This window comes from Staphylococcus sp. HMSC62B09 (assembly GCF_001839115.1).
GTDB classification, from domain to species: domain Bacteria; phylum Bacillota; class Bacilli; order Staphylococcales; family Staphylococcaceae; genus Staphylococcus; species Staphylococcus haemolyticus.
In genome coordinates this window covers 251,582-273,807 of sequence record NZ_KV840121.1, presented here as the reverse complement: position 1 = coordinate 273,807, position 22,226 = coordinate 251,582, and the positions used below count along the sequence as shown (strand labels likewise).

At 31.0% G+C, this 22,226-nt stretch carries 21 protein-coding genes, 2 tRNA genes and 1 pseudogene; 15 read left to right on the top strand and 9 right to left on the bottom strand.

Annotated features, from left to right (window positions below):
• The first annotated feature begins 365 nt into the window (after window positions 1-365).
• From HMPREF3265_RS04745 to HMPREF3265_RS04730, 4 genes are all read left to right on the top strand, one after another.
• A complete protein-coding gene (locus HMPREF3265_RS04745; RefSeq protein WP_070441258.1) occupies window positions 366-1,622 on the top strand; it encodes an LCP family protein in 1,257 nt (418 codons plus the stop codon).
• Window positions 1,623-1,640: 18 nt separating this feature from the next.
• Complete coding sequence (locus HMPREF3265_RS04740) at window positions 1,641-2,111, top strand: DUF2538 family protein (RefSeq protein WP_070441261.1); 471 nt, start codon at window positions 1,641-1,643, stop codon at window positions 2,109-2,111.
• 140 nt (window positions 2,112-2,251) lie between these two features.
• A complete protein-coding gene (locus HMPREF3265_RS04735) occupies window positions 2,252-2,674 on the top strand; it encodes a GNAT family N-acetyltransferase (protein WP_070441264.1) in 423 nt (140 codons plus the stop codon).
• A gap of 252 nt (window positions 2,675-2,926) precedes the next feature.
• Window positions 2,927-7,009: a glucosaminidase domain-containing protein gene (locus tag HMPREF3265_RS04730; RefSeq protein ID WP_070441267.1), complete on the top strand. Its 4,083-nt coding sequence runs from the start codon at window positions 2,927-2,929 to the stop codon at window positions 7,007-7,009.
• A 284-nt stretch (window positions 7,010-7,293) separates the two neighbouring features.
• Here HMPREF3265_RS04730 and HMPREF3265_RS04725 read toward each other — a convergent pair whose 3' ends face one another.
• On the bottom strand, window positions 7,294-7,713 hold the full coding sequence (locus HMPREF3265_RS04725; protein ID WP_037535525.1) for a MarR family transcriptional regulator: 420 nt from the start codon (window positions 7,711-7,713) through the stop codon (window positions 7,294-7,296).
• Window positions 7,714-7,893: 180 nt separating this feature from the next.
• Window positions 7,894-8,332 (bottom strand): annotated as a pseudogene (locus HMPREF3265_RS04720) (TspO/MBR family protein).
• 240 nt (window positions 8,333-8,572) lie between these two features.
• On the opposite strand from HMPREF3265_RS04720, the gene HMPREF3265_RS04715 reads away from it, so the two are divergent.
• Both HMPREF3265_RS04715 and HMPREF3265_RS04710 read left to right on the top strand, forming a co-directional pair.
• Window positions 8,573-9,580, top strand: coding sequence for an acyltransferase family protein (locus HMPREF3265_RS04715; protein WP_070441270.1), 1,008 nt, complete (start codon window positions 8,573-8,575; stop codon window positions 9,578-9,580).
• 126 nt (window positions 9,581-9,706) lie between these two features.
• Entirely contained in the window at window positions 9,707-10,870 is a 1,164-nt protein-coding gene (locus HMPREF3265_RS04710; protein WP_070441273.1) for an aminotransferase class I/II-fold pyridoxal phosphate-dependent enzyme, read from the top strand.
• Window positions 10,871-10,972: 102 nt separating this feature from the next.
• On the opposite strand, the gene menB is transcribed toward HMPREF3265_RS04710, so the two are convergent.
• The 4 genes from menB to HMPREF3265_RS04690 are packed head-to-tail and all read right to left on the bottom strand — an operon-like array spanning window position 10,973 to window position 15,601.
• Window positions 10,973-11,791: a 1,4-dihydroxy-2-naphthoyl-CoA synthase gene (gene menB, locus HMPREF3265_RS04705; RefSeq protein WP_011276187.1), complete on the bottom strand. Its 819-nt coding sequence runs from the start codon at window positions 11,789-11,791 to the stop codon at window positions 10,973-10,975.
• Window positions 11,784-12,587 carry a 2-succinyl-6-hydroxy-2,4-cyclohexadiene-1-carboxylate synthase gene (gene menH, locus HMPREF3265_RS04700; RefSeq protein ID WP_070441276.1) on the bottom strand — a complete coding sequence of 268 codons (804 nt, stop codon included), beginning with the start codon at window positions 12,585-12,587 and terminating at the stop codon, window positions 11,784-11,786. The genes menB and menH overlap by 8 nt, the downstream gene beginning before the upstream one ends.
• Entirely contained in the window at window positions 12,574-14,244 is a 1,671-nt protein-coding gene (menD, locus tag HMPREF3265_RS04695) for a 2-succinyl-5-enolpyruvyl-6-hydroxy-3-cyclohexene-1-carboxylic-acid synthase (RefSeq protein ID WP_070441279.1), read from the bottom strand. Before menD ends, menH begins: the two co-directional genes overlap by 14 nt.
• Window positions 14,234-15,601, bottom strand: coding sequence for an isochorismate synthase (locus HMPREF3265_RS04690; protein WP_070441282.1), 1,368 nt, complete (start codon window positions 15,599-15,601; stop codon window positions 14,234-14,236). Before HMPREF3265_RS04690 ends, menD begins: the two co-directional genes overlap by 11 nt.
• A 177-nt stretch (window positions 15,602-15,778) precedes the next feature.
• Here HMPREF3265_RS04690 and HMPREF3265_RS04685 point away from each other — a divergent pair, with 177 nt between their 5' ends.
• Window positions 15,779-16,717, top strand: a complete 939-nt coding sequence (locus HMPREF3265_RS04685) for a 1,4-dihydroxy-2-naphthoate polyprenyltransferase (RefSeq protein ID WP_070441284.1) — start codon at window positions 15,779-15,781, stop codon at window positions 16,715-16,717.
• Window positions 16,718-16,816: 99 nt separating this feature from the next.
• Here the strand turns inward: HMPREF3265_RS04685 and HMPREF3265_RS04680 are convergent, their stop codons facing one another.
• Window positions 16,817-17,371 (bottom strand): GNAT family N-acetyltransferase, encoded by a 555-nt coding sequence (locus tag HMPREF3265_RS04680; RefSeq protein ID WP_070441287.1) that lies wholly within the window; start codon window positions 17,369-17,371, stop codon window positions 16,817-16,819.
• 185 nt (window positions 17,372-17,556) lie between these two features.
• Here HMPREF3265_RS04680 and HMPREF3265_RS04675 point away from each other — a divergent pair, with 185 nt between their 5' ends.
• The gene (locus tag HMPREF3265_RS04675) at window positions 17,557-17,787 is read left to right on the top strand and encodes an NINE protein (RefSeq protein WP_070441290.1); all 231 of its coding nucleotides are present in this window, start codon (window positions 17,557-17,559) and stop codon (window positions 17,785-17,787) included.
• A gap of 79 nt (window positions 17,788-17,866) precedes the next feature.
• Window positions 17,867-17,968 (top strand): SAR1012 family small protein, encoded by a 102-nt coding sequence (locus tag HMPREF3265_RS12845; RefSeq protein ID WP_011276194.1) that lies wholly within the window; start codon window positions 17,867-17,869, stop codon window positions 17,966-17,968.
• A gap of 76 nt (window positions 17,969-18,044) precedes the next feature.
• On the opposite strand, the gene HMPREF3265_RS04670 is transcribed toward HMPREF3265_RS12845, so the two are convergent.
• Entirely contained in the window at window positions 18,045-18,263 is a 219-nt protein-coding gene (locus HMPREF3265_RS04670) for an IDEAL domain-containing protein (protein ID WP_070441293.1), read from the bottom strand.
• A 214-nt stretch (window positions 18,264-18,477) separates the two neighbouring features.
• Between HMPREF3265_RS04670 and HMPREF3265_RS04665 the strand changes: the two genes are divergently transcribed.
• The 4 genes from HMPREF3265_RS04665 (at window position 18,478) to HMPREF3265_RS04650 (ending at window position 20,192) form a co-directional block, all read left to right on the top strand.
• A complete protein-coding gene (locus HMPREF3265_RS04665; RefSeq protein WP_011276196.1) occupies window positions 18,478-19,062 on the top strand; it encodes a competence protein ComK in 585 nt (194 codons plus the stop codon).
• A 151-nt stretch (window positions 19,063-19,213) separates the two neighbouring features.
• A tRNA-Asn gene (locus tag HMPREF3265_RS04660) sits at window positions 19,214-19,288 on the top strand.
• Between the two features lie 3 nt (window positions 19,289-19,291).
• Window positions 19,292-19,380 (top strand) — tRNA-Ser (locus HMPREF3265_RS04655).
• Between the two features lie 260 nt (window positions 19,381-19,640).
• Window positions 19,641-20,192 carry an Ltp family lipoprotein gene (locus tag HMPREF3265_RS04650; RefSeq protein WP_070441296.1) on the top strand — a complete coding sequence of 184 codons (552 nt, stop codon included), beginning with the start codon at window positions 19,641-19,643 and terminating at the stop codon, window positions 20,190-20,192.
• 46 nt (window positions 20,193-20,238) lie between these two features.
• On the opposite strand, the gene HMPREF3265_RS04645 is transcribed toward HMPREF3265_RS04650, so the two are convergent.
• The gene (locus HMPREF3265_RS04645; protein WP_070441299.1) at window positions 20,239-21,228 is read right to left on the bottom strand and encodes a lipoate--protein ligase; all 990 of its coding nucleotides are present in this window, start codon (window positions 21,226-21,228) and stop codon (window positions 20,239-20,241) included.
• 200 nt (window positions 21,229-21,428) lie between these two features.
• On the opposite strand from HMPREF3265_RS04645, the gene HMPREF3265_RS04640 reads away from it, so the two are divergent.
• Window positions 21,429-21,605: a YkvS family protein gene (locus HMPREF3265_RS04640; RefSeq protein ID WP_070441302.1), complete on the top strand. Its 177-nt coding sequence runs from the start codon at window positions 21,429-21,431 to the stop codon at window positions 21,603-21,605.
• A 16-nt stretch (window positions 21,606-21,621) separates the two neighbouring features.
• The gene (locus tag HMPREF3265_RS04635) at window positions 21,622-22,224 is read left to right on the top strand and encodes a CPBP family glutamic-type intramembrane protease (RefSeq protein WP_011276203.1); all 603 of its coding nucleotides are present in this window, start codon (window positions 21,622-21,624) and stop codon (window positions 22,222-22,224) included.
• Window positions 22,225-22,226 lie beyond the last annotated feature (2 nt).

Genomic DNA, 22,226 nt, shown 5'->3' with positions numbered 1-22,226 from the left:
TTATATAACACAACACCATTGAATTCATCTTTCTTTAATCATACAGTTATAATTTTTTATTACATCGTACTTTAGTATGATAAAGTATTATCTAATATTGCTTAACCATCTTTTGTAAATTCTATTTTAATAATGTAAATTTTGTATTAAACTTAAAGTTGTAATTCTCTCCAAAAAGTAATACAATTTAAGGCTATGAGAGTATACATTATATATAATTACACCATCCTTACAACTTTGAATACAAGCAAAAAATATAAATTTATTTTTGATTTTATACTTCATGTTAAATAAAAATGTAACAATTTTTATTTTTCAAATCATAAAATCTCTTATAAAAGATAATATGTATAGGAGCAAATGCTATGAACCGATTTTTAAAATATTTTATGATGCTACTTACACTAGTACTAATCGTTGTTCCTGTAATTTTTATCATCAATTTGTATAAAACTTCTGAAAGTGCAATGCAAGCCTCATATGATAAATCTGATTCGAAGCGTCAATCAAACATACGTGAAGGAAAAGTAAACCCTTCTAAAGATGCAGTTTCAATCTTATTTTTAGGAATTGATGATAATGAAGGTCGTCGTAAAAATGGCCAAACTACAGAACATTCAAGAACGGATTCTATGATTCTTTCTACCTTCAGTCCTGAAAAGCGTCAAATACGATTACTTAGTATCCCACGTGATACGATTAGTTATATACCAAAAGTTGGTTATTACGACAAGATAACTCACGCACATGCATACGGAGGACCTGTAGCTGCTATGGATTCTGTCGAGGCGACATTAAACGTTCCTGTTGATTATTATGTACGAGTAAATATGGATGCCTTCGTTGAGGCAGTTGATGAACTTGGTGGTATTTATTATGACGTTCCTTACGACTTAAATGAGCCTAATACAGACGATAGCGGTAGAATTAAAATTAAAAAAGGCTATCAAAAACTTAATGGTGATGAAGCGCTAGCCGTTGCAAGAACACGACATCACGATTCTGATTTAAAACGTGGCGAAAGACAAATGGATTTAATTAAATTATTATTCCAAAAAGCTAAGAGCCTTGATTCATATGATAAATTAGATGATTTAGTACAAATAGTTGGGAAAAATGCGAAACATAATTTAACTTCTTCTGAAATCAAATCTCTAGCATCTATGTACTTATCTGATGACATTGAATTTAAAAAGTCTCAACTCAAGGGTAAAGATGATTACTTACAAAATATTTACTATTATAATCCGAGCGTTAGTAGTATTATGAAATATTCAAATATATTGCGTTCTGATTTAGGACTATCTAAAATAACAAATAAGGATGAATTCTTAGATCAACGCGTTATTAAACATTACGGTACACTTGTACCACTTACACCTCTTGATCAGTCTTTATTGAAAAATAATCAAAAAGATTCATCTTCTTCTGATGATAACATCGATGATTCAACAAATTCAGATAACAATAATAATATACAATCATCTGAAGAAAATAGTTCAAACTCAAATGAAGGTATTGACCAAAGTAGTCAAGGTAGTACTCAAAATGATAACTACAATCAGACAAATAGTTCTGATTCATTCAATAACAATCAAGATCAAATGAATCAAATTTACTAATTGAGAGGAGTACAAACTATGTCACGTAAAACATATGAAAAAGCTGCTAACATTAATGGTATGTTTAATGTTTTAGAGCAACAAATTATTCATAGCAAAGACATGGCATTATTTAGAAGTGAATTCTTTTACGTTAATCATGAACATCGTGAAAATTTTGAAGCATTATTAGTCTACTATGGTGAAAATTCTGTTAATCCAATTGTAAGTGGTGCGTGCTACATTCTTGCTTTACCAGAAATCTTCAATAAAGTAGATGTTTTTGAATCGGATTTACCGTTCTCATGGGTTTATGATGAAAATGGTATTACTGAGACAATGCAAAGTATTAGCGTTCCTCTTCAATATCTTATTGCGGCAGCATTAGAAGTTACTGATGTAACATTATTCAAGCCTTCAGGTTTTACAATGGGCATGAATAATTGGAATATTGCTCAAATGAGAATATTTTGGCAGTACAGTGCGATTGTTCGCCAAGAAGCCTTATAATAAAACAATTTCCACTCCTTTTTACAAATTTGTTGTAAAAAGGAGTTTTTTATATCTTTAAATCATATAGAATAACTTTATACTTTTATAAATTTAATTTTTGTAACTTTTAATAATTACATATATATGGGGGAATTAAGATGTTTGAAATAGTAAAAAACAAAGATATGTTATCAGAATGTTTTTTTATTAGAAGAGAAGTATTTGTGAAAGAACAAGGTGTTCCCTTGGAAAATGAATTAGATTCATTTGAGGAAGAATCTACACATATTATTGGCTACGACAAAAATCATGTACCTTTTGCATGTGCGAGATTTAGACCTTATAACAACGCAGCAAAAGTAGAAAGAGTTGCTATTTTAAAACCTTATAGAAAAGATGGGTATGGCAAAACAATGATGCACGCTATTGAACGTTTTGCAAAAGATAAGGGATACAATCAATTAGTTTTAAATGCTCAAGTACAAGCTCAAGGCTTTTATGAGAAACTAGATTATATTCAAACGGGCCCAGTTTTTATTGAGGAAAATATCGATCATATAAAAATGTATAAGAATATTTAAACTATTTATATTCTAAATTCATAGAGTACTTGTAATTAATTAAATAGACTATCTCATTTTTTTAATAGTAGCTTAAACTAATGTATTTTAAATTATCTGTGCTTCGTAATGTATTCCTTAGTAAAATCATAATTTGTTTACTATATGTAAGAAAGTATTAAAGTTAGTTTACAAATAAGTTAAATCTAATCATAGCCTTAATTTAAATACTATAATGAATTTGTAATATTAATAATAACGAGGAGTAACAAAATGACCAAAAAGTTTAATTTAAAATTTCCTTCGATGATTGCGATCACATTATTTGGTGCTGCATTTACTTCACAACATGCACATGCAGCTGAAGTGAATCAAAATTCGAATAATACAAATAATGTTATTGATGATCAACAGAATATAGAAAATGCTGAGCAAGCTAAAAAAGAAGTAACTAATTCAGCTCAAAGTGTATCAGGGGTACAAACGTATCAAAATCCTTCTGATGTTAAAGCATCTGTTGCTACAGAAAGCAAAACGTATGATGCTAAATTAGATAATTTAACTACAACAAAACAGACTTCACAAGATCAACAAAGTACGCAAAATCAAAGTACTGCTAACACAAACGCTACTAATTCAAATAGTGAGCTAGCTAAGGTTAAAGATAGCAAGCAAGAAGTTTCATCTTCAAATAAATCTGATCAAAATACTAATATCAATAACACACAAAGTAATACTGATGCTAATAAGAAAACATTGCAAGCTTCTAAAAACACTTTACCATCATCTCAAGTTCAGTCAAATGATGATACATCTGTTAATATTAATCAAAACACTACACAATATGTTAATAATCAAATTGATGAAAGTAGTTCTAACTCACAACAAGAGAATAGTTTAACTTCATCAAATAAAAATCAATTGAATTCATCATCTGTTACTCCATCACAATCTAATCAAGTGACTCAGTCTAACAACCAAATAGAGTCTAAGCAAAGCAGTGATAAGAAAGTTAGTACTTATAGTAATAATGATAATAATGCAACTCAAGTAAACGTAGATCAAGCTAAAACATCACAAGAAGCTAATACTAAGAATGCATCAGCATCAAAAACAACTCAAACATCTACATCTAACAGTACTCAATCAGGTTATTCTGAATTTAGATCTGTTGGTGGCAAAGGTGGTCCAGCAACTTCAGTAAAAACAGTTAAACGTTATGCAGCTAAAGCAACTACATCATCTTTACCGAAATATAAACCACAAGTAAGTTCATCAATCAACAATTATATTCGTTCGAATAACTTACAAGCATCTAAAATCGAAGAAAATTATTCATCTTATTTCCCTAAATATGGATATCGTAATGGTGTAGGTAAACCTGAAGGTATTGTAGTTCATGAAACGGCTAATGATAACTCAACTATTGATGGTGAAATTAATTACATGAAAAACAATTACAACTCAGCTTTCGTTCATGCATTTGTAGACGGTAACCGTATTATAGAAACTGCCCCTACTGACTACTTATCATGGGGTGCGGGTCCAAATGCTAATGGTCGTTTTATAAATGTTGAAATTGTTCATACACATGACTATGCTTCATTCGCTAAATCAATGAATAACTATGCAGATTATGCTGCAACACAATTACAATATTATGGATTAACACCTAATAGTGCTGAAAATGATGGTCAAGGTACAGTTTGGACTCACTATGCAATTAGTCGATTCCTAGGTGGTACAGACCATTCTGACCCACACGCTTACCTACAAAGCCATAATTATACTTATAATGAATTATACGATTTAATTAATGAAAAATATTTAATTAAAACAGGCCAAGTAGCACCTTGGGGTACTACTTCAAGTAGTAGCTCATCTAATACCAATAAAGGTGGTTCAAGTAATAATGGTTCCACTACTACATCACCAAAATTAACTGTTAAGTCAAATAGTGGCTTAGCTCAAATTAAAACTGATAATAGTGGTGTTTACACAACAGTTTATGATGATAAAGGTAAAGCTACCAACCAAGTTCATAACACTTTATCTGTAACTAAATCTGCCACACTTGGTAAAGATAAGTATTATCTATTATCTGACTACAATAGTGGTAAAGTGTACGGTTGGGTTAAGCAAGGAGAAACCGTTTATAATACAGTAAAATCTCCTGTAAAAATAAACCAATCATATAATATAAAATCAGGTGCTACGCTATATACAGTGCCATGGGGTAACTATAATCAAGTAGCTGGAACTGTTTTAAAATCTAATACAGCACCATTTAAAGCAACAAAGTCTCAACAAGTTGGCACAGCCACTTATTTATATGGCTCTTTAAATGGTAAAAATGGATGGGTTAGCAAAGCATTTCTATCTAATATAACTAAACCATCTTCTGAAAGTAAAACACCTACTGTAGATAATACTTTAAAAGTATCGAATCTTAAGAATACATTAGGTCAGGTTTCTACTAAGAATAAAGGAACGTATACAACTGTTTATGATAAAAATGTGAAAGCTAACGCAACTATTGGTGGAAAAACGTACAACATAACTAAGAAAGCTACGTTGAACAATAAAGATTATTACTTAATTTCTGATTATAATGGTAATACTTCACGTGGTTGGGTACCTGTTTCAGAAATTTCTGTTAAAACTACAACACCTAACAAAACTAATGCCACTTATTACGATATTAATGGAAATGCAAATATTTACGACACACCTTGGGGAACAGCTAAACAAGTTAAAGCTACAGTACCTTCAAGTGGTAAACAGTTAAAATCAATTGATAACCTTAAAGTTGGTAACGAAACGTACTTACACGGTGTAATCAACAATGTTTGGGGTTGGATTAAATCAACTGATGTTAAACAAACACCTAAAGTAAATGCTAAATTTGCTGTAAACACTAAAGCTACTAAACCATCTACTGCATCAACTCAAACTGTGTCAAAAGTAGCTCAAGTTAATGCGAACAACAGCGGTGCACGTGCAACTGTTTATGATAAAACAGGTAAAAATGCAACTAAGTATGCTAATCGTACTTTCAACGTTTCTAAAGAAAAAACAATTGATGGTAATACTTATGTGTTACTTCAAAATACTACGACAAATACACCTTTAGGTTGGTTCAATGTCAAAGACTTGAAAGTTCAAAACTCTAGTTCTGAACAAAAAACATCAGGTACTTATAAAATTAACAACAAAAATAATGGTCTATACTCAATTGCGTGGGGTACAAACCAACAACGTTTAGATAATAAAGATTTAGCTAATAAATCAATTAAAGTATCTAAATCAGTTGTTATTGGAAACACAACTTATCTATACGGTACTGTTAACGGTAAAACTGGTTGGATTGCTAAGAATGACTTAACTTCATCAAATACTTCATCAGATAATGGTGAAAAATATCAATATGAATTTATTATCAACACAACTAATGGTTATTACTATGATGACCCTAGTACAGCTAAAGCAACTTCATTAAAAGCTTTTAATGAACAAATTTTCCAAGTAACAATTCGTAAAGTCGTTAATGGTAAAACTTGGTATTATGGTAAATTAAGTAATGGCAAATATGTATGGATTAAAGATACTGATTTGAAAAAAGAATTAGTTAAATATTCAAAATCATATAGAACATTAAATCAAGCTGTATCACTTCAACAAAATGCGTACGGGGCTCCACCACAAGTTCAAAGAAATGGTTATGGTTGGTCAAACGCAACTTATAGTGAAATTAAAAACGCTATGAACACAGAAAAATTAGCTAAAGATGATACGCTTAAATACCAATTCTTACGCTTAGATCGCCCGCAAAATCTTTCTGTAGCAAGTTTGAATCAATTACTTAAAGGTAAAGGTGTTCTTGAAAATCAAGGTCAAGCATTCAGTCAAGCTGCTGCTACTTCAGGTATCAATGAAATTTACTTAATTGCACATGCATTAATTGAAACTGGTAATGGTCAATCTCAATTAGCTAAAGGTGCAAACATCGTAAATAACTATGTTACTACTAATAGTGCTACAAAATATCATAATGTATTTGGTATAGCCGCTTTTGATGCTAATCCACTATATAAAGGTATTAATTATGCTAAGCAAGCTGGTTGGAATTCAGTATCTAAAGCGATTATTGGTGGTGCTAAATTTATAGGTAAAGACTATATTAAAGCAGGCCAAAATACGCTATATAAAATGCGTTGGAATCCAGACCACCCTGCTACACACCAATATGCAACTGATATTAATTGGGCTAATTCTAACGCTCAATATTTAAAACAACTTTATAATGAAATTAAAGCTGTTGGTAAATATTTTGATATCTCAAGCTATAGCAAATAAATAACTATATTTACTAATAAAATGAATGAGACATAAAATTCTCATTTGAATAACCAAGATTCTAGGACATTAAGTTCTTGGACAAATTAAAAAGACAATTTCTATTGATACACTATAGAAATTGTCTTTTTATAATTATTTTATTATATATATGTTGCTAGTTCGTACAATTTTAAATATTCAATTAAAAATTATATTCTTGTGCCCATTTAACTGTACTAAAAAAGCCCTATCGCTATAATGATCATTTGGCTAAATTCATTAAGACAATAGGACTCATTTATTTAAATATATATGTGACGACTATTTAGCTTATCTAATAGTTGATTTAAACTTTGTATTTCTTCCTTACTTAGACACTGACAACGCGCTTCTATTAACTCACATCTTGCCGTATTGATTTGTTGAATCAAATTACGAGCTTCTTCTGTTAGGCATAAGTCTTTGCAACGTAAATCTTCATGAGACTGTTGACTAGTTATATATCCTTTTTGCACTAATTTCTTAATCCATCTAGATACAATGGATTGCTCTCTACTAATCTTCATCGTTAAATCATATTGCGACAATCGATCATAACTATATAAAATTCTCAATAGTTCTAATTGATCATTTGTAATATCTGTACGCTGTCCAAAACGTCTATTAACCAAATTAAGGTCATTATTAGTTAGTGTAATAAGTTTTTCTAGTTGATTATACATTGTTGTTCTACTCCACATTTATAATTGATAATACTATTATACTATGATTTTTTTATATGTCATGTACTTTCAATATTTTGTCACAATACAATTCTAAATAATTCAATTTTAATTTCATTAAGTTTTAAAGCATCTCGCTGAATATATATTTAAACTATGAATCATTGATATATTCCATTGCTATTTATAGTTTGGATTGTCCTTATTAAGGTAATAATTACCTGCATTTAAATAACTTGCAAATGCAGACCAAAGTACATATGGAATCTGTAATAATCCAGTCACTCGATGTATTTTAAACATTGATACTGCATTAGCAACTACTGAGATAAACAACATGATACTTTCAATTAATGCAATACCTCTTACTTTCTTTTTAAAATAAAGTATCGACCACAAATAGTTTAAAGTTAACTGCGTATAATGTGTCACTTTAATTCGAGTTGTCTTTTTTTATTTTTAGTAGTGATTAAATAAGAAACGCCCATTAATAAATATAATATTGGCCATACAATCGGAAATGTTTTTGTAGGTGGAGAAAATGGTGGTTTTCTAAAATTTTGTAGTCCTGTTGTGATTCCTTTGCTATGATTCGACCGATGATACTCCCACCTACCATTGGATGTATCAGCTTAATGATGTCTTTTAACGTGTTAATATTAATCCACTCCTTTAATGTGATAACTTGCTCTTCCTATTATGCAAATACTATTCATATTTAAATCTATTTTTTTAAAATCAAATAGAATTTACATACAAATAATAGTTATTACCCAACATTTCATCCTAAATTGTTGCATTTCAATGTTAATATATACTAAATTAAATACAGTTATTAATTAAAAAAGGAGACAATCGTATGTCGATGGATACAAAAAGAGATTACTTTTTCGATAACGCGCGCGCCATCCTTATCTTTTTAGTCGTATTCGGTCATATGATTCAACCTTATACTTCTGAAAGTAAATACTTATCTGCATTATATTTGTTAATTTATAGTTTCCATATGCCATCGTTTTTATTTATCTCTGGATACTTTGCGAAACATTTAGATAAACCACATTACCTAGAGAATGTAGCTAAAAAGTTAATTGCACCTTACGCTATATTTTATGCATTCTTTTCTATCTATTATTTTGTAACTGGTAAAAGTGATGCAATTCAAATGGACCCTTTTAATCCTGTATTTGCTTTGTGGTTCTTACTTACATTATTTTGTTTCCATGTCATCCTTGTCATAGTACGTCGCTATAAAGCATATTATGTATTACCTGTCGCTTTGATTATTTCAATACTTGCAGGTTTTTCTGATGATATCAATGGTTATATGAGTATTTCAAGAACAATCGTATTTTTCCCGATTTTTTATGTTGGTTATTTAACAACGCGAGCTCATACTCAATTATTGAGAAATAAAAAATTAAGGCTAATTTCAATCATTGTACTTATTATATTTTTCATCGTCTACTATATACACCCAATCAATTCAGATTGGCTTTTAGGTAGTAGTCCCTATACTTCACTTGAAAATAATAATGAAAATGTGTACAGCCCATTGAAAAGACTATTGCTATACTTCGTTATCTTTGTAGCTATGTTCTCATTCCTCAATTTAATGAGTAATCATAAACGTGTTTATACTTATATAGGAAATCGCACAATGTACGTCTATTTATTACATGGTTTAGTTATAGGTATAGTTAGAGGATTGGAAATATATCCTTTTAAAGATCATATATCAGTATTCACTTACGGTTATTTAATTCTCATTTCAGTATTAATTGTATATTTACTATCGACGAACCTTGTTTGTAAATGGACGAATCCTTTGATTAATTTAAAGAAACCTTCTTCTTTTAGAGGATAATGAAAAGTTAAATACAAAAGGACTTACCAAATTATGGTGACTAAAAAATATGTTATTATAAGATTATTCTAAAATTTTGTAGTAACATTTAAAGTTACTATAATTTGGTTTTTTGAGGTGTAAAAAATGAAACTATCTTTAAATACGAATTCCAAATTTTTAAGAGCACCAAGTATACGTCAGTTCTCTAATCGTATGAAGCACATTGATGATTGTGTGAATTTAACGATTGGTCAACCCGACTTTCCTATGCCAGATATGGTAAAAGAGGCATACATCAATGCGATTAAAGAAGATAAAACTAGTTACTCACACAATAAGGGATTGCCGGAAACTCGACAGGCAATAAGTAATTATTTCAAAAATAAGTACGGTTTTTATTATAGTGAAGAGGAAATCATTATTACGAATGGTGCGAGTGAAGCACTTGACACGTCATTGCGAAGTATTATCGAACCTGGAGATGAGATATTAATTCCAGGACCTATTTATGCAGGCTACATTCCTTTAGTTGAAACATTAGGTGGTAAGCCTATTTATATAGATACTACAAATACAGAATTTAAAATCACTCCAGAATTAATTGCGCAACATTACACTGATAAAACAAAAGCAATTTTGCTTAATTATCCTACGAATCCAACTGGTGTGATATTAGAACGTGATGAAGTAAAAGACATTGTAAATTATTTGAAACAAAAAGAAATTTTTATTATTAGCGATGAAATTTATGCAGAAAATACTTTCAAAGGTAATCATGTCTCATTTGCAGAATTTGAGAAAATTCGTGATCAACTATTACTTATTGGTGGGTTAAGTAAGTCTCACTCCGCTACCGGTATTCGTATAGGCTTCTTACTAGGTCCTGAGTACCTAATTGAAAAGTTAACATTTATGCATGCATATAATTGTATATGTGCAAATGTACCGTCACAAATCGCATGTATTGCTGCACTTAATGAAGGATTAGATGCGCCTCAATATATGAACCGAGCTTATATAGAGCGTCGTAACTATTTAGTAAGTAAATTAAAAGAATTGGGTTTCGAATTGGATGCTCAACCAGAAGGCGCTTTTTATATATTCCCAAGTATTCGTAACTATACTTCTGATGATTTCGATTTCTGCGTCAAAGTGCTTGAAGAAGCACACGTAGCAATGGTTCCCGGATCATCATTCACCGATATGGGTAAAGGTTATATTCGTATCTCTTATGCATATGACATGGATGTTTTAAAAGAGGGTATGCGTCGATTAGAAAGATTCTTAAAAGCAAATTACAGTATATAACTTTAATTAAAAAAGGACACTTAAAATAGTGGTTAACTGTCAATCAGTTTATCACTATATAAGTGTCCTAAAATTATACTTTTTTATATTACCGTTACTGATTTATGGGAATTTAGGAAATTGATCAAAGTCTGGATCACGTTTTTCTTTAAACGCGTCACGACCTTCTTTAGCTTCATCAGTAGTGTAGTAAAGTAATGTAGCATCTCCAGCCATTTGTTGTAATCCAGCCAAGCCATCAGTATCCGCATTCATAGCAGCTTTTAAGAAACGTAAAGCTGTTGGAGAGTGTTTCATAATTTCTTTACACCATTGAACTGTTTCATCTTCGATTTGATCTAATGGTACCACTGTATTAACTAAGCCCATGTCTAAAGCTTCTTGTGCATTATATTGACGACATAAGTACCAAATTTCACGTGCTTTTTTATGACCAACGATTCTTGCTAAGTAACCAGAACCATAACCAGCATCGAATGAACCTACTTTAGGACCTGTTTGTCCGAAAATAGCATTATCAGCAGCGATTGTTAGGTCACATACTACGTTTAATACGTTACCACCACCGATGGCATAACCTCTAACCATTGCGATAACTGGTTTAGGAATGACACGGATTAAACGTTGTAAATCTAATACATTTAAACGTGGGATTTGGTCTTCGCCTACATAGCCACCATGTCCACGTTTCTTTTGGTCACCGCCAGAACAAAATGCTTTGTCACCTTCACCCGTTAAGATGATTACAGAAATGTTTTGATCATCACGTGCACGACTAAATGCATCAATCATCTCAGCTACTGTTTTAGGTGTAAATGCATTTCTTACCTCAGGTCTATTAATCGTTACTTTAGCAATTCCTTCGTAGAATTCATATTTTATTTCATCATATTCTCTAAGTGTTTCCCACTGTCTAGTCATTTTGCTCCTCCTTTAAAAAACCTAATACTATTGTATCAAATTCCGCTTTATCTTCCACATGAATTGTATGACCTACATTTGAAAAAGTATGGATTTGACTGTATTTCATATCCTTATTCATAGCTTGTCCAGTTTTCACAAATTTTTGGTCTAATTCACCAGTTAAAATAAAGCAAGGTATTTGAATATTACCAATTTGTTCCCATAAATTAGGCATTTGACCAGTGCCATAATCACGCAAAGCTTTTGCTAATTTATGTGGATCTTGGGATAATCGCATTTCTCTTATAGCCGACTTTTTATCTTTATCTAGTTCATATTGCGTATAAAATAATGGTAATTTTTCCCAATCATTAACGAATACCTCTAACCCAGCAATATCTAATACTTTTGCTCTTGCTGCATCTATTTGTTGACGCTCATGTCGATTATTTTCATCTTTAATTCCTGGAGAACTACTTTCAATTATCAATTTTGACAAAGAGCATTTCCCGTACAACGCATAATACAATGCCACTCTGCCACCCATTGAATATCCGAGTAAAGTAATATCATAAGATTTGTATATATCTAATAACTCATCTAATTGTGTCGTAATGTATGGAAAGTCCCAAGTTACATCAATTGGTGATTGATCTTGTCCATGCCCTGGTAAATCGATTGTAAGAACATTAGCCTCTTGTGAAAAATATTGAACATCATCATTAAACGTACGACTATCACTAATAAAGCCATGTAAAAGTACTAATAACTGATTTGAATTATTTTGTGATTGATAGAAGTTATAGTGTAACATTTAGAATACCACTCAATTTCTTATATAGAATTTGATGTTGTGACATATTGTCATCTCGATTTGTTACCATTTCGTAAATATGTGAATTCATATGTGATAGCTTTTCTTGAGTGAAATCTGCCACATTATTAAATCGTTTGAATGTAAAATCATAAAGCAAGGCTGTATACTCAAAATTCAATCCAGTCGGCGTTCCAAACAAACGTTCAAAATATGCTTCAGCAGATGCTTTTTGTGGAAGATATGAGAATATACCGCCACCATCATTATTAAGTAAAACAATATTTAAATTAATATTATTAATTTTAGCCATTAAAAGACCATTCATGTCATGGTAGAATGCTAAATCGCCGATTATCAAAGTGATTTTCTTGTGTACAGCCATTCCAATAGCAGTTGATACAACTCCATCGATACCATTTGCACCGCGATTAGCATATACTTCAACTTCACTATTATAAAGTAGATTATCGACATCACGAACTGGCATACTGTTACTTACAAAAATAGCATCGTCTTTAGTTAATTTATCAATTAATATTTTTACAAATGCCGCTTCATCTGTTGCATTTGTCATATGTTTATCGATTGTATTTCTAGCCTGTGATTCAAGTGTTCGCCACATGTCTATCCAGTCTTTTCGATCGACAGCTGTTTCTTCGATAAGATTTCTAAAGAAATCATTTGCAGATATTTCATATGAAATACTCGGTGGCGTTGGAAATACATCTATCTTGTCATTATTCTGCACTAAAATTTGATATGCATTTGTGCGCTTAAGCCATTGATTTAATTTTTTTGAGATAACAGGTTTACCAACTCTTATTACGAAATCAACATCTAAGTCGAGACCTGCACGATAGTATAAATCATATGTCGTAATCACATTTGGATGATTATACTTACGTAATTGACTTAATGGATCTGCAAGTATAGGTATGTCATGCACGGTCGCATAAGTAAGTATTTGATCGATAGCTTGATGTTGCATATCACCAACTATTATTAACCCTTTTTTCTCTTTTAATATATGTCTGATGTCTTGAACATTAATATTTTTTTGATAATGCGGCAGCTTTTTAGAATAAGATGTTAGCCACTCTTGTCTTTCTAAGTTAGGTGTTAATGGTTCTCTAAATGGTAAATTAAAATGAATAGGACCTCTATGTGGACCATATAGATACTGACTTGCAATTTGCATTTGATAATAAATTGCGTCTAGCACGTAATCAGTACCATCTGCTACAGGCATATCAAATTGAAAATTAACATAATTTGCGAACATATTAACTTGATTAATTGCTTGTGGTGCCCCCACACTTCTTAATTCATGTGGACGATCACTTGTTAATACAATTAAAGGTATACGACTGATTTGGCTCTCTGCAATTGCTGGTGTATAATTTGCCGCCGCAGTGCCAGAGGTACATAAAATAGCTACAGGGCGTTCGCTACCTTTTATTAAGCCTAAAGCAAAAAACGCTGCACTACGTTCATCAGGATGTATCCATGTCTTAATATTAGGATGTGCTTCAAAAGCAATGGCCAATGGCGTTGATCTTGAGCCGGGACTAATTACAACTTCACGTACGCCATAGGCATATAACTCCGAAGCAAATGTATATACTTGTTTTGTTAGTGCGTCATTATGATTCATTCTTATCCACTACTCCTAAAGCATTCATCATCGGTGAAAATTTAACTGCAGTTTCAGCTAACTCACTATCAGGGTCAGAATCTTTTACGATACCACACCCTGCAAATAACGTGGTTTGATTTTGTTTTATTAACATTGAGCGTATTGCTACAATAAATTCACAATCATCATTCATGTCGATATAACCAACTGGTGCGCCATATAAGCCTCGTGTTCCAAATTCATTTTCTTCAATAAATTTAAGTGCTTCATTTTTAGGGTAGCCACCTAAAGCTGGTGTAGGATGCATTTCATCAATTAATCCTATAAAGGAATTGTTTTTTAACTGACCTTGAATTTGAGTATATAAATGATATAGATGGTCGTTTTTTAAAATATTAGGTGAATGATTATATTCAATATTATCAACATAAGGCGTTATGTCATCTAGAATACTTTTAACTACAAAATCATGTTCACCTAAATTCTTTTTATCTTTTAGAAATGCTTGTATATTTCTTTCATCTTCGTCTATGTCGTTAGATCGCTTAATTGTACCAGCTACAGCTTTTGTAGATAGAACACCGTCTTCTACTTTTAAAAGTTGTTCTGGCGTTTGTGAAAAGAATACAGATTGATTGGATTCTAAAATGAATAAATAGCTGTTTCTTTCACTTTGTAATGCTCGATTAAGCACATAAGGTATATTAATTGGTTTATCAAATTTAATCATACGACGTCTTGCAAGAACGATTTTTTTAGTTTCATCAAGCTGAGCAATCGCATCCCTAACGAGTTCTTTCCACTCATCAACATAGATATCTTCCATTCGTAAGATATTCCCCATTGTTTCAACAGGTTCAGCTTTAGCAATTTGAGTTTCTTCAAAGTAATTTACTACTTCTTTAAACTGTTCAATATCAAATTGGGCTCTTTCAACTGTATATGTCAGATAAGTAGTTTGTCCGATATTTGATATTAAAACTTGAGGTATCACAAAATGATTAATGCCAAATTCACGCCATTCATCATCAGATTTATGGCTAGAAAATTGAAATCCACCAATGACTTTCAAATGATGCTTTTCTATATCCGGGTGTACCAATTCAATATCTTTTTTAAATTTTTCCCACTCACGAAAGATCGATTGCTTATTATCAAAGTTATTTTTGAATCTTTGAACAGCATGATAGCCGAAAAATGAAGACGTATTATCATTTAAGCGAAAATAAAAGCGATCTCCTGCCTGAGATTCTGTTAAATTGAATAATTCATCAGGTGTAAGTTCTCTATCAATTTTCACTTCAACAGATACCCAGCTTTTGTTACTTTCATATATTGACTCAATAATGTCATCTTCCTTTATATTCGCAGCCATTCATTTCACTTCTTTCATTATCTATTTTTTCTCATTACAATATTGTATCATTTTTAACTATTTATGGTGGCATAATTGCTTAATCTTCTAGAGAAATATTTTACCTTGATTGACCTTTATTTACTATTCCTTTAAAATACATATGTTAAAAAAATACAATAAGAGGTAGATTAAATTATGGCAAATCAATATCAACAATATTCTACTGTTAGAAAATATTGGCATTTGATGCGACCTCATACTTTAACTGCTGCTGTTGTACCAGTTTTAGTTGGTACTTCAACTGCAAAACTTTTTTTATTAGGTAGTCAAGATAACATCAAATTCATGTTATTTATTGCAATGTTAATCGCTTGTTTACTTATCCAAGCTGCAACAAACATGTTTAATGAATACTATGACTTTAAAAAAGGTTTAGATGATCACACTTCCGTTGGTATCGGTGGTGCTATCGTAAGAAATGGTATGAGTCCAAAACTTGTCATGAATCTAGCAATTGCTTTTTATATCGTTGCTGCATTGCTTGGTATCTTTTTAGCAGCGAATAGTTCATTTTGGATCATTCCAGTAGGAATCGTCTGTATGGCAATTGGCTATTTATATACAGGTGGTCCAATGCCAATTTCTTGGACGCCTTTTGGTGAACTGTTTTCTGGTTTATTCATGGGTATGATTATTATTTTATTAGCGTTCTTCATACAAACTGGCAATATCAATAGCTTTGTGGTTTGGATTAGTATTCCAATAGTAATTACAATTGGTCTAATTAACATGGCTAATAATATACGCGACAGAGTCAAAGACCAAGCGAGTGGACGTAAAACTCTACCTATTTTATTAGGTAAACGCGCCTCAATTACATTTATGACAGTTATGTATATCATTGCATACGTTTTCGTTGTCTATACTGCATTATTTGTAGATGGTGGTTCACTATTTTATCTACTTGTCTTGTTATCATTCCCTATGCCAGTTAAAGCCATTCGTCGTTTCAAAAAGAATGATACACCTGCAAGTATGATGCCTGCTATGGCTGCAACTGGAAAAACAAACACAATTTTTGGTGTATTATACGCTTTAGGTATTTATATTAGTGCCCTATTAGGTGGCATTTAATATATCCTCAGATAAATTTAAAATATTTCATTGTAAGATGATACGGAGTGAGTCAATGAAACTAATTATAGTTTCTGTCTCCTCCGTTTTATTTTTTGCCTATGATGAATAGACCATATGTAAATATTGATGGCCATACAACTCTATATCCTCAGTCCATTTAAAACCTAAACGTTCGTATAATTTCTTAGCTCTTGGATTATCGTAGTCACAACTTAAGCTCCACTTTCTATCCGGGTATGTAGATATTAGATAATTAAATAATTTAGTTGCAATACCCTGTCCTCTATATTCCGAGAATGTTGCAACAGCCTCAATGTACCATTCATCATCTTTAGATTCTTTCAAAGGTAATGGCGTACCTATTGCTTTTATGTCCTCTTCCAACGGCAATTTATTCCATGCTGCTTCTAACTCTAATTCTTTATCACCCTTATATGCTATGATGCATCCTGCAACATGATTGTCTTGCTCATATACCCAAATGTTATTATAATTCGTTCTATAATTAATATTGACTATACTTTCTTCAATTGCATGAATAACACGTTCTTTAGTGATTTCTTGTACAATATCTAGTTCCATATCATGCCAAATGATATAACATAATTCCGCTATTTGCTTACTGTCGCTCGGACGTGCTTTTCTGATCAATTTACCATTCTCCTCTCCATAAATTTGTTAACTTTATTATATAAAATTTACAAATATTAATAAATTAATTGCAGCAAATTAAAACATTTTAATTGTAATTATAATCATTTTTTTCAATCACCTCAGTAATATTTGATTTAATTTTTGAAATGCTTAAAATATGAGATTAAGGAGGTAACATAGTTATGAGAGTTAATAAAACATTATATGTATTATGTTCTTTATTTTTGGGTGGTGTCGGCATTCATAAATTTTACGCAGACAAAGTGTGGCAAGGCGTGCTTCATTTAGTGTTCTTTTGGACTACTATTCCAACCATTATTTCAATTATCCATGGTATTATCATAATCTTTACAACTAAAGCTGATGAAAATGGCTATATATTTATACCAAATAACCGCCATCCAAAAATTTAATCAGTAATTTTAGAAATTATCTTTAATAATGTGTAGAACGGGTAAACTCAAATAAACATAAAAAAAGGAGTAAGCTAGTATGAATATTATCAAACGCGTACTTAGAATTGTTATAACAGGATATTTAGTAAAATGGATTCGTAATAAAATTGAGGGAAAATCAAACGGTGGTCAAAAATAAAATATAAAAAGGTCTATTCGCTAACTTTGATTTAAGTAGTGAATAGACCTTTTATAATGAGTTACAGGATCCTAATTTACTCATTGAGAAATGCCTCCAGATTTTTATATTCATTAGTAAAGTTAATAAAATCTTCCTGGTTCTTATTAATCAACGCATCATCAATCAATTTCATTAACTGTTTCTTTCGTCCTTGACGAAGCGCCTCTTCAATGACTAGCTCAACGCCTAAATCATTAACTGTCGTTACAAAATCTTCTAGTGTCGTATTTTTGACATTCGTTTTGTGATTCATTGTAATCACTGCCTTTCTTTTTTTGTATAAGGATAGTATACAAGCTTATATTTTTTAAATCAATAGAATATTCTGACTTTTCGCAAAAAATAAGTGTAATTTTATATGTAATGATTACCTTGACAACATATAAAAATTTTATATAATAAATTTATATTATTAATCGTTGAGTTTTTAGCGCTTAATAATGATATAAATTTAAGGAGGTTAAGAGATGACAAATATTTCTCAAAGCCAAAATACTGTATATATTATTCGAAAAGGAGATATGATAATCAAACCCGTCATTGATGATTATGAGCAAACAAAAGGATCTGAAATATGGAAATATGATTCTACAATAGTTTCAAGCCCATTCAAAACTCAAAAAATCGTCGAACGCTCATGTAAATTTTATGGTAATAGCTATATTAGTAAGAAATCCGAAACACAACGAATTGCCGGCATTACTAGTAAACCACCTATTTTATTGACTCCTCTCTTCCCCACTTATTTTTTCCCTACGCATTCAGACCGTTTAGAAGAAAACATGTGGATTAATATGCATTATGTACATGAAATTAAGCCTCTTAAAAATCGAAAATGTAAAATTATTTTTGCAAATCATCAAACATTAACACTTAATGTTTCCTACCACAGTATTTGGCACCAATACTCTAACTGCATTTTTTATTATTACATGGTCGATAAACAATCTCGTATGAAGTCAAACAATCCAGAAATGCCAATTGATTATGAAAAAACGACTTTAAATATTTTCGAAGCACTTTCACATTATTCACTATTACAAGATAAATAGTTTTACGTTTAATTTTAAATCATACGGGACTTTTATATTAATATAGTGTAAATGTTCCGTATATTTTTAAATATAATCCCTTGCAAATTTTAAGTTTATTGATATAATAATATTTGTGCTCATAGAGATACATTATATAAATACATATTATTCCGCAGTAGCTCAGTGGTAGAGCTATCGGCTGTTAACCGATCGGTCGTAGGTTCGAATCCTACCTGCGGAGCCATATGGAAACGTACTCAAGTTGGCTGAAGAGGCGCCCCTGCTAAGGGTGTAGGTCGCGAGAGCGGCGCGAGGGTTCGAATCCCTCCGTTTCCGTCATTTTAAACCCTCCATTTATTGGAGGGTTTTTTACATTTCTATTTTCCACTCATAAAATCTAATTTACTCCTTTTGCATTTTCAAATAAATTATCTATTAAATTATTAATTTACTCTTTAGCATTAATTTAATGTTAAAACTTACATTAATTTAAAATATTAAAACTTTAAAATTTAAAAATATTTCGTTCCATATGTCTAATTTATATAATATACTTATTTGTATAAAATATAAATTTTAAAGGAGAATGTTAAATAATGGCTGATCGACATTTTGAGAGCAATGAAGCGCAAAGACAATGGCAACAATTTCAAGATTACCAACAGCATAAGTCCAATAAGAAAAAAGGATGGTTATGGGGATGTGGTGGTTGTGGTGGTTGCCTAGTTTTATTAATCCTTATCATAATAGGAATATCAGCTTGTACTGCTTCTTTTAGTAATTCTAATAATAGTCTTAATTCTAATAATACTGAGCAACAAAGTTCAAATGATTCTGATGCTACTAGAGAACAAAAATCGGCTCTTAATAAAGCTAAGACATATTCTGATGTTATGCACATGTCTAAACAAGGTATTTATGATCAATTAACATCTGATGCAGGAGAAAAATTCCCAGAAGATGCTGCTCAATATGCAATTGATAATCTTAAAGTTGATTATAAGAAAAATGCTTTAGAAAAAGCTAAGGATTATGCAAATCAACAAGATATGTCTAATGATGCAATTTATGATCAACTCACTTCTAGCTACGGTGAAAAGTTCACGCAAGAAGAAGCGCAATATGCTATAGATCATTTAAATAAATAAAAATATAGCGGCTATAGGTTAAATCCTATATAGCCGCTTAGTTATATTAATAAGACATCAATTTTAAAATATCTTCTTTTTCAATAGCGCCGAAATAATGATAGAAATCAAACTCTTCCATTGCTTCTTTAATGTGATTGTAATCATGCAACACACCTACAAGTGCGTTCTCCAACTCTGTTACATCACCTTCACCAAAGAAATCTCCGAATATTCTAGCATGTTCAATTTTGCCTTTTTTAACATCAAATTTGACTTGTACAAATCCTTTTTCAAATTTTTCATCGCGTTCAAAATTATACTTAGGATTTCGACCGTAGTTCCATTCCCAGGTACGGTATTTCTCATTACTTAATGCTTCTATATTCTTCCAATCTTCGTCTGTTAACTTATATTCTTCAACTTCATGTTCACCAAAAATTGTTTTTAGAATGATTTGTTTAAAGTCATCAATTGAAATCGATTCTTCTAAAAATTCATCGATATTTGCTACACGCTTACGCACTGACTTAACACCTTTAGATTGAATTTTTTTAGGATTAACTTTCAATGCATTTTGTACTTCTCCCAAGTCACTATTTAACATTAATGTACCGTGACTAAACATTCTATCTTTAACTTTAACCATGGCATTCCCTGAAATTTTAGCTTGCCCTACTTGAATATCATTACGACCAGTCATTTCAGCATCTACACCCATTGATTGAAGTGCTTGTACAATTGGCTCTGTAAACTTTTTAAAATTATGGAAGCTATTACCGTCATCATCTGTAATAAAACTAAAATTTAGATTTCCTTGGTCATGATATACAGCGCCACCACCTGAAATACGGCGTACAACATGTATGTTATTTTCATCTACATATTGTTTATTAACCTCTTCTATAGTATTTTGATTTTTTCCGACAATGATAGACGGTCCATTTACATAAAATAGAAAGTAACTGTCATCCGAAGGTAAATGTTTTAACACGTACTCTTCCATGGCAAGGTTAATTGTAGGATCAATAATATTATTATTGCTTACAAATTTCATCTATATCTCTCCTTTGACTCTCTCGTATATGCCCTTAGTTTAGTTATGCCTTATATTTAGTTATTTTGCCAATTATTTACTCAAATTTGACATTATTTTCATAATTAAAATATTATTTGCCATTTTTAGCATATATTTGTTTATTATTATGCAAATTTTTAGTACAATATAGCCTAGTTATGAATTTAGGAGGACTCCGTATGACTGTTGCAGAAGTAGGAAATATCGTAGAATTTTATGACGGTTTAAGAGGCCGTGTTGAGAAAATTAATGACAATTCAGTTATTGTAGACTTAACAATTATGGATAACTTCAATGAATTAGACTTACCAGAAAAAACAGTTATTAATCATAGACGATATACTATCGTTGAATAAGAAGGTATACATTAAAATGAAAAATATATCGAAAGCTTTAATTTGGTTTATAGCAAGTTTCATTGTATTCCATTTGATTTTATTTGTTATGTGGGGAGAGCATCAAGAATACTGGTATCTATACACTGGTATTATGTTAATTGCAGGCATTAGTTATGTATTTTACCAAAGGGACATAGAATCTAAAAGACTTTTAACTTCTATCGGAGTTGGTATCGCTACAGGTATCGTCTTGGTTATAATACAATTAATTTTTTCATTACTTTCACCACAAATAACATATGCAGAACTTATTAAAGAATTATCAAGAACAGGTGTTTATTTCAAATGGCAAATGTTAGTGACGTTAATTTTTGTAATTCCTTGTCATGAGTTATACATGAGAACTGTTTTGCAAAAAGAACTGACTCAATTTAAATTGCCTACTTGGTTAATCATCTTGATTACTGCATTATGTTCTAGTTCTTTATTTATTTATTTAGATAAATGGTGGATAGTAGCATTTATTTTTGTAGCTCAATTAGTATTATCATTGAGTTATCAATATACGCGTCGCATCGTAACTACCTCTTTAGGACAAATTGTGGCAATTATACTATTATTAATATTTCATGGATAAAA

Coding starts and splice junctions, on each gene's coding strand:
- HMPREF3265_RS04745 (WP_070441258.1), top strand. CDS start 366: ATGAACCGATTTTTAAAATATTTTATGATGCTACTTACACTAGTACTA.
- HMPREF3265_RS04740 (WP_070441261.1), top strand. CDS start 1,641: ATGTCACGTAAAACATATGAAAAAGCTGCTAACATTAATGGTATGTTT.
- HMPREF3265_RS04735 (WP_070441264.1), top strand. CDS start 2,252: ATGTTTGAAATAGTAAAAAACAAAGATATGTTATCAGAATGTTTTTTT.
- HMPREF3265_RS04730 (WP_070441267.1), top strand. CDS start 2,927: ATGACCAAAAAGTTTAATTTAAAATTTCCTTCGATGATTGCGATCACA.
- HMPREF3265_RS04725 (WP_037535525.1), bottom strand. CDS start 7,713: ATGTATAATCAACTAGAAAAACTTATTACACTAACTAATAATGACCTT.
- HMPREF3265_RS04715 (WP_070441270.1), top strand. CDS start 8,573: ATGTCGATGGATACAAAAAGAGATTACTTTTTCGATAACGCGCGCGCC.
- HMPREF3265_RS04710 (WP_070441273.1), top strand. CDS start 9,707: ATGAAACTATCTTTAAATACGAATTCCAAATTTTTAAGAGCACCAAGT.
- menB (WP_011276187.1), bottom strand. CDS start 11,791: ATGACTAGACAGTGGGAAACACTTAGAGAATATGATGAAATAAAATAT.
- menH (WP_070441276.1), bottom strand. CDS start 12,587: ATGTTACACTATAACTTCTATCAATCACAAAATAATTCAAATCAGTTA.
- menD (WP_070441279.1), bottom strand. CDS start 14,244: ATGAATCATAATGACGCACTAACAAAACAAGTATATACATTTGCTTCG.
- HMPREF3265_RS04690 (WP_070441282.1), bottom strand. CDS start 15,601: ATGGCTGCGAATATAAAGGAAGATGACATTATTGAGTCAATATATGAA.
- HMPREF3265_RS04685 (WP_070441284.1), top strand. CDS start 15,779: ATGGCAAATCAATATCAACAATATTCTACTGTTAGAAAATATTGGCAT.
- HMPREF3265_RS04675 (WP_070441290.1), top strand. CDS start 17,557: ATGAGAGTTAATAAAACATTATATGTATTATGTTCTTTATTTTTGGGT.
- HMPREF3265_RS12845 (WP_011276194.1), top strand. CDS start 17,867: ATGAATATTATCAAACGCGTACTTAGAATTGTTATAACAGGATATTTA.
- HMPREF3265_RS04670 (WP_070441293.1), bottom strand. CDS start 18,263: ATGAATCACAAAACGAATGTCAAAAATACGACACTAGAAGATTTTGTA.
- HMPREF3265_RS04665 (WP_011276196.1), top strand. CDS start 18,478: ATGACAAATATTTCTCAAAGCCAAAATACTGTATATATTATTCGAAAA.
- HMPREF3265_RS04650 (WP_070441296.1), top strand. CDS start 19,641: ATGGCTGATCGACATTTTGAGAGCAATGAAGCGCAAAGACAATGGCAA.
- HMPREF3265_RS04645 (WP_070441299.1), bottom strand. CDS start 21,228: ATGAAATTTGTAAGCAATAATAATATTATTGATCCTACAATTAACCTT.
- HMPREF3265_RS04640 (WP_070441302.1), top strand. CDS start 21,429: ATGACTGTTGCAGAAGTAGGAAATATCGTAGAATTTTATGACGGTTTA.
- HMPREF3265_RS04635 (WP_011276203.1), top strand. CDS start 21,622: ATGAAAAATATATCGAAAGCTTTAATTTGGTTTATAGCAAGTTTCATT.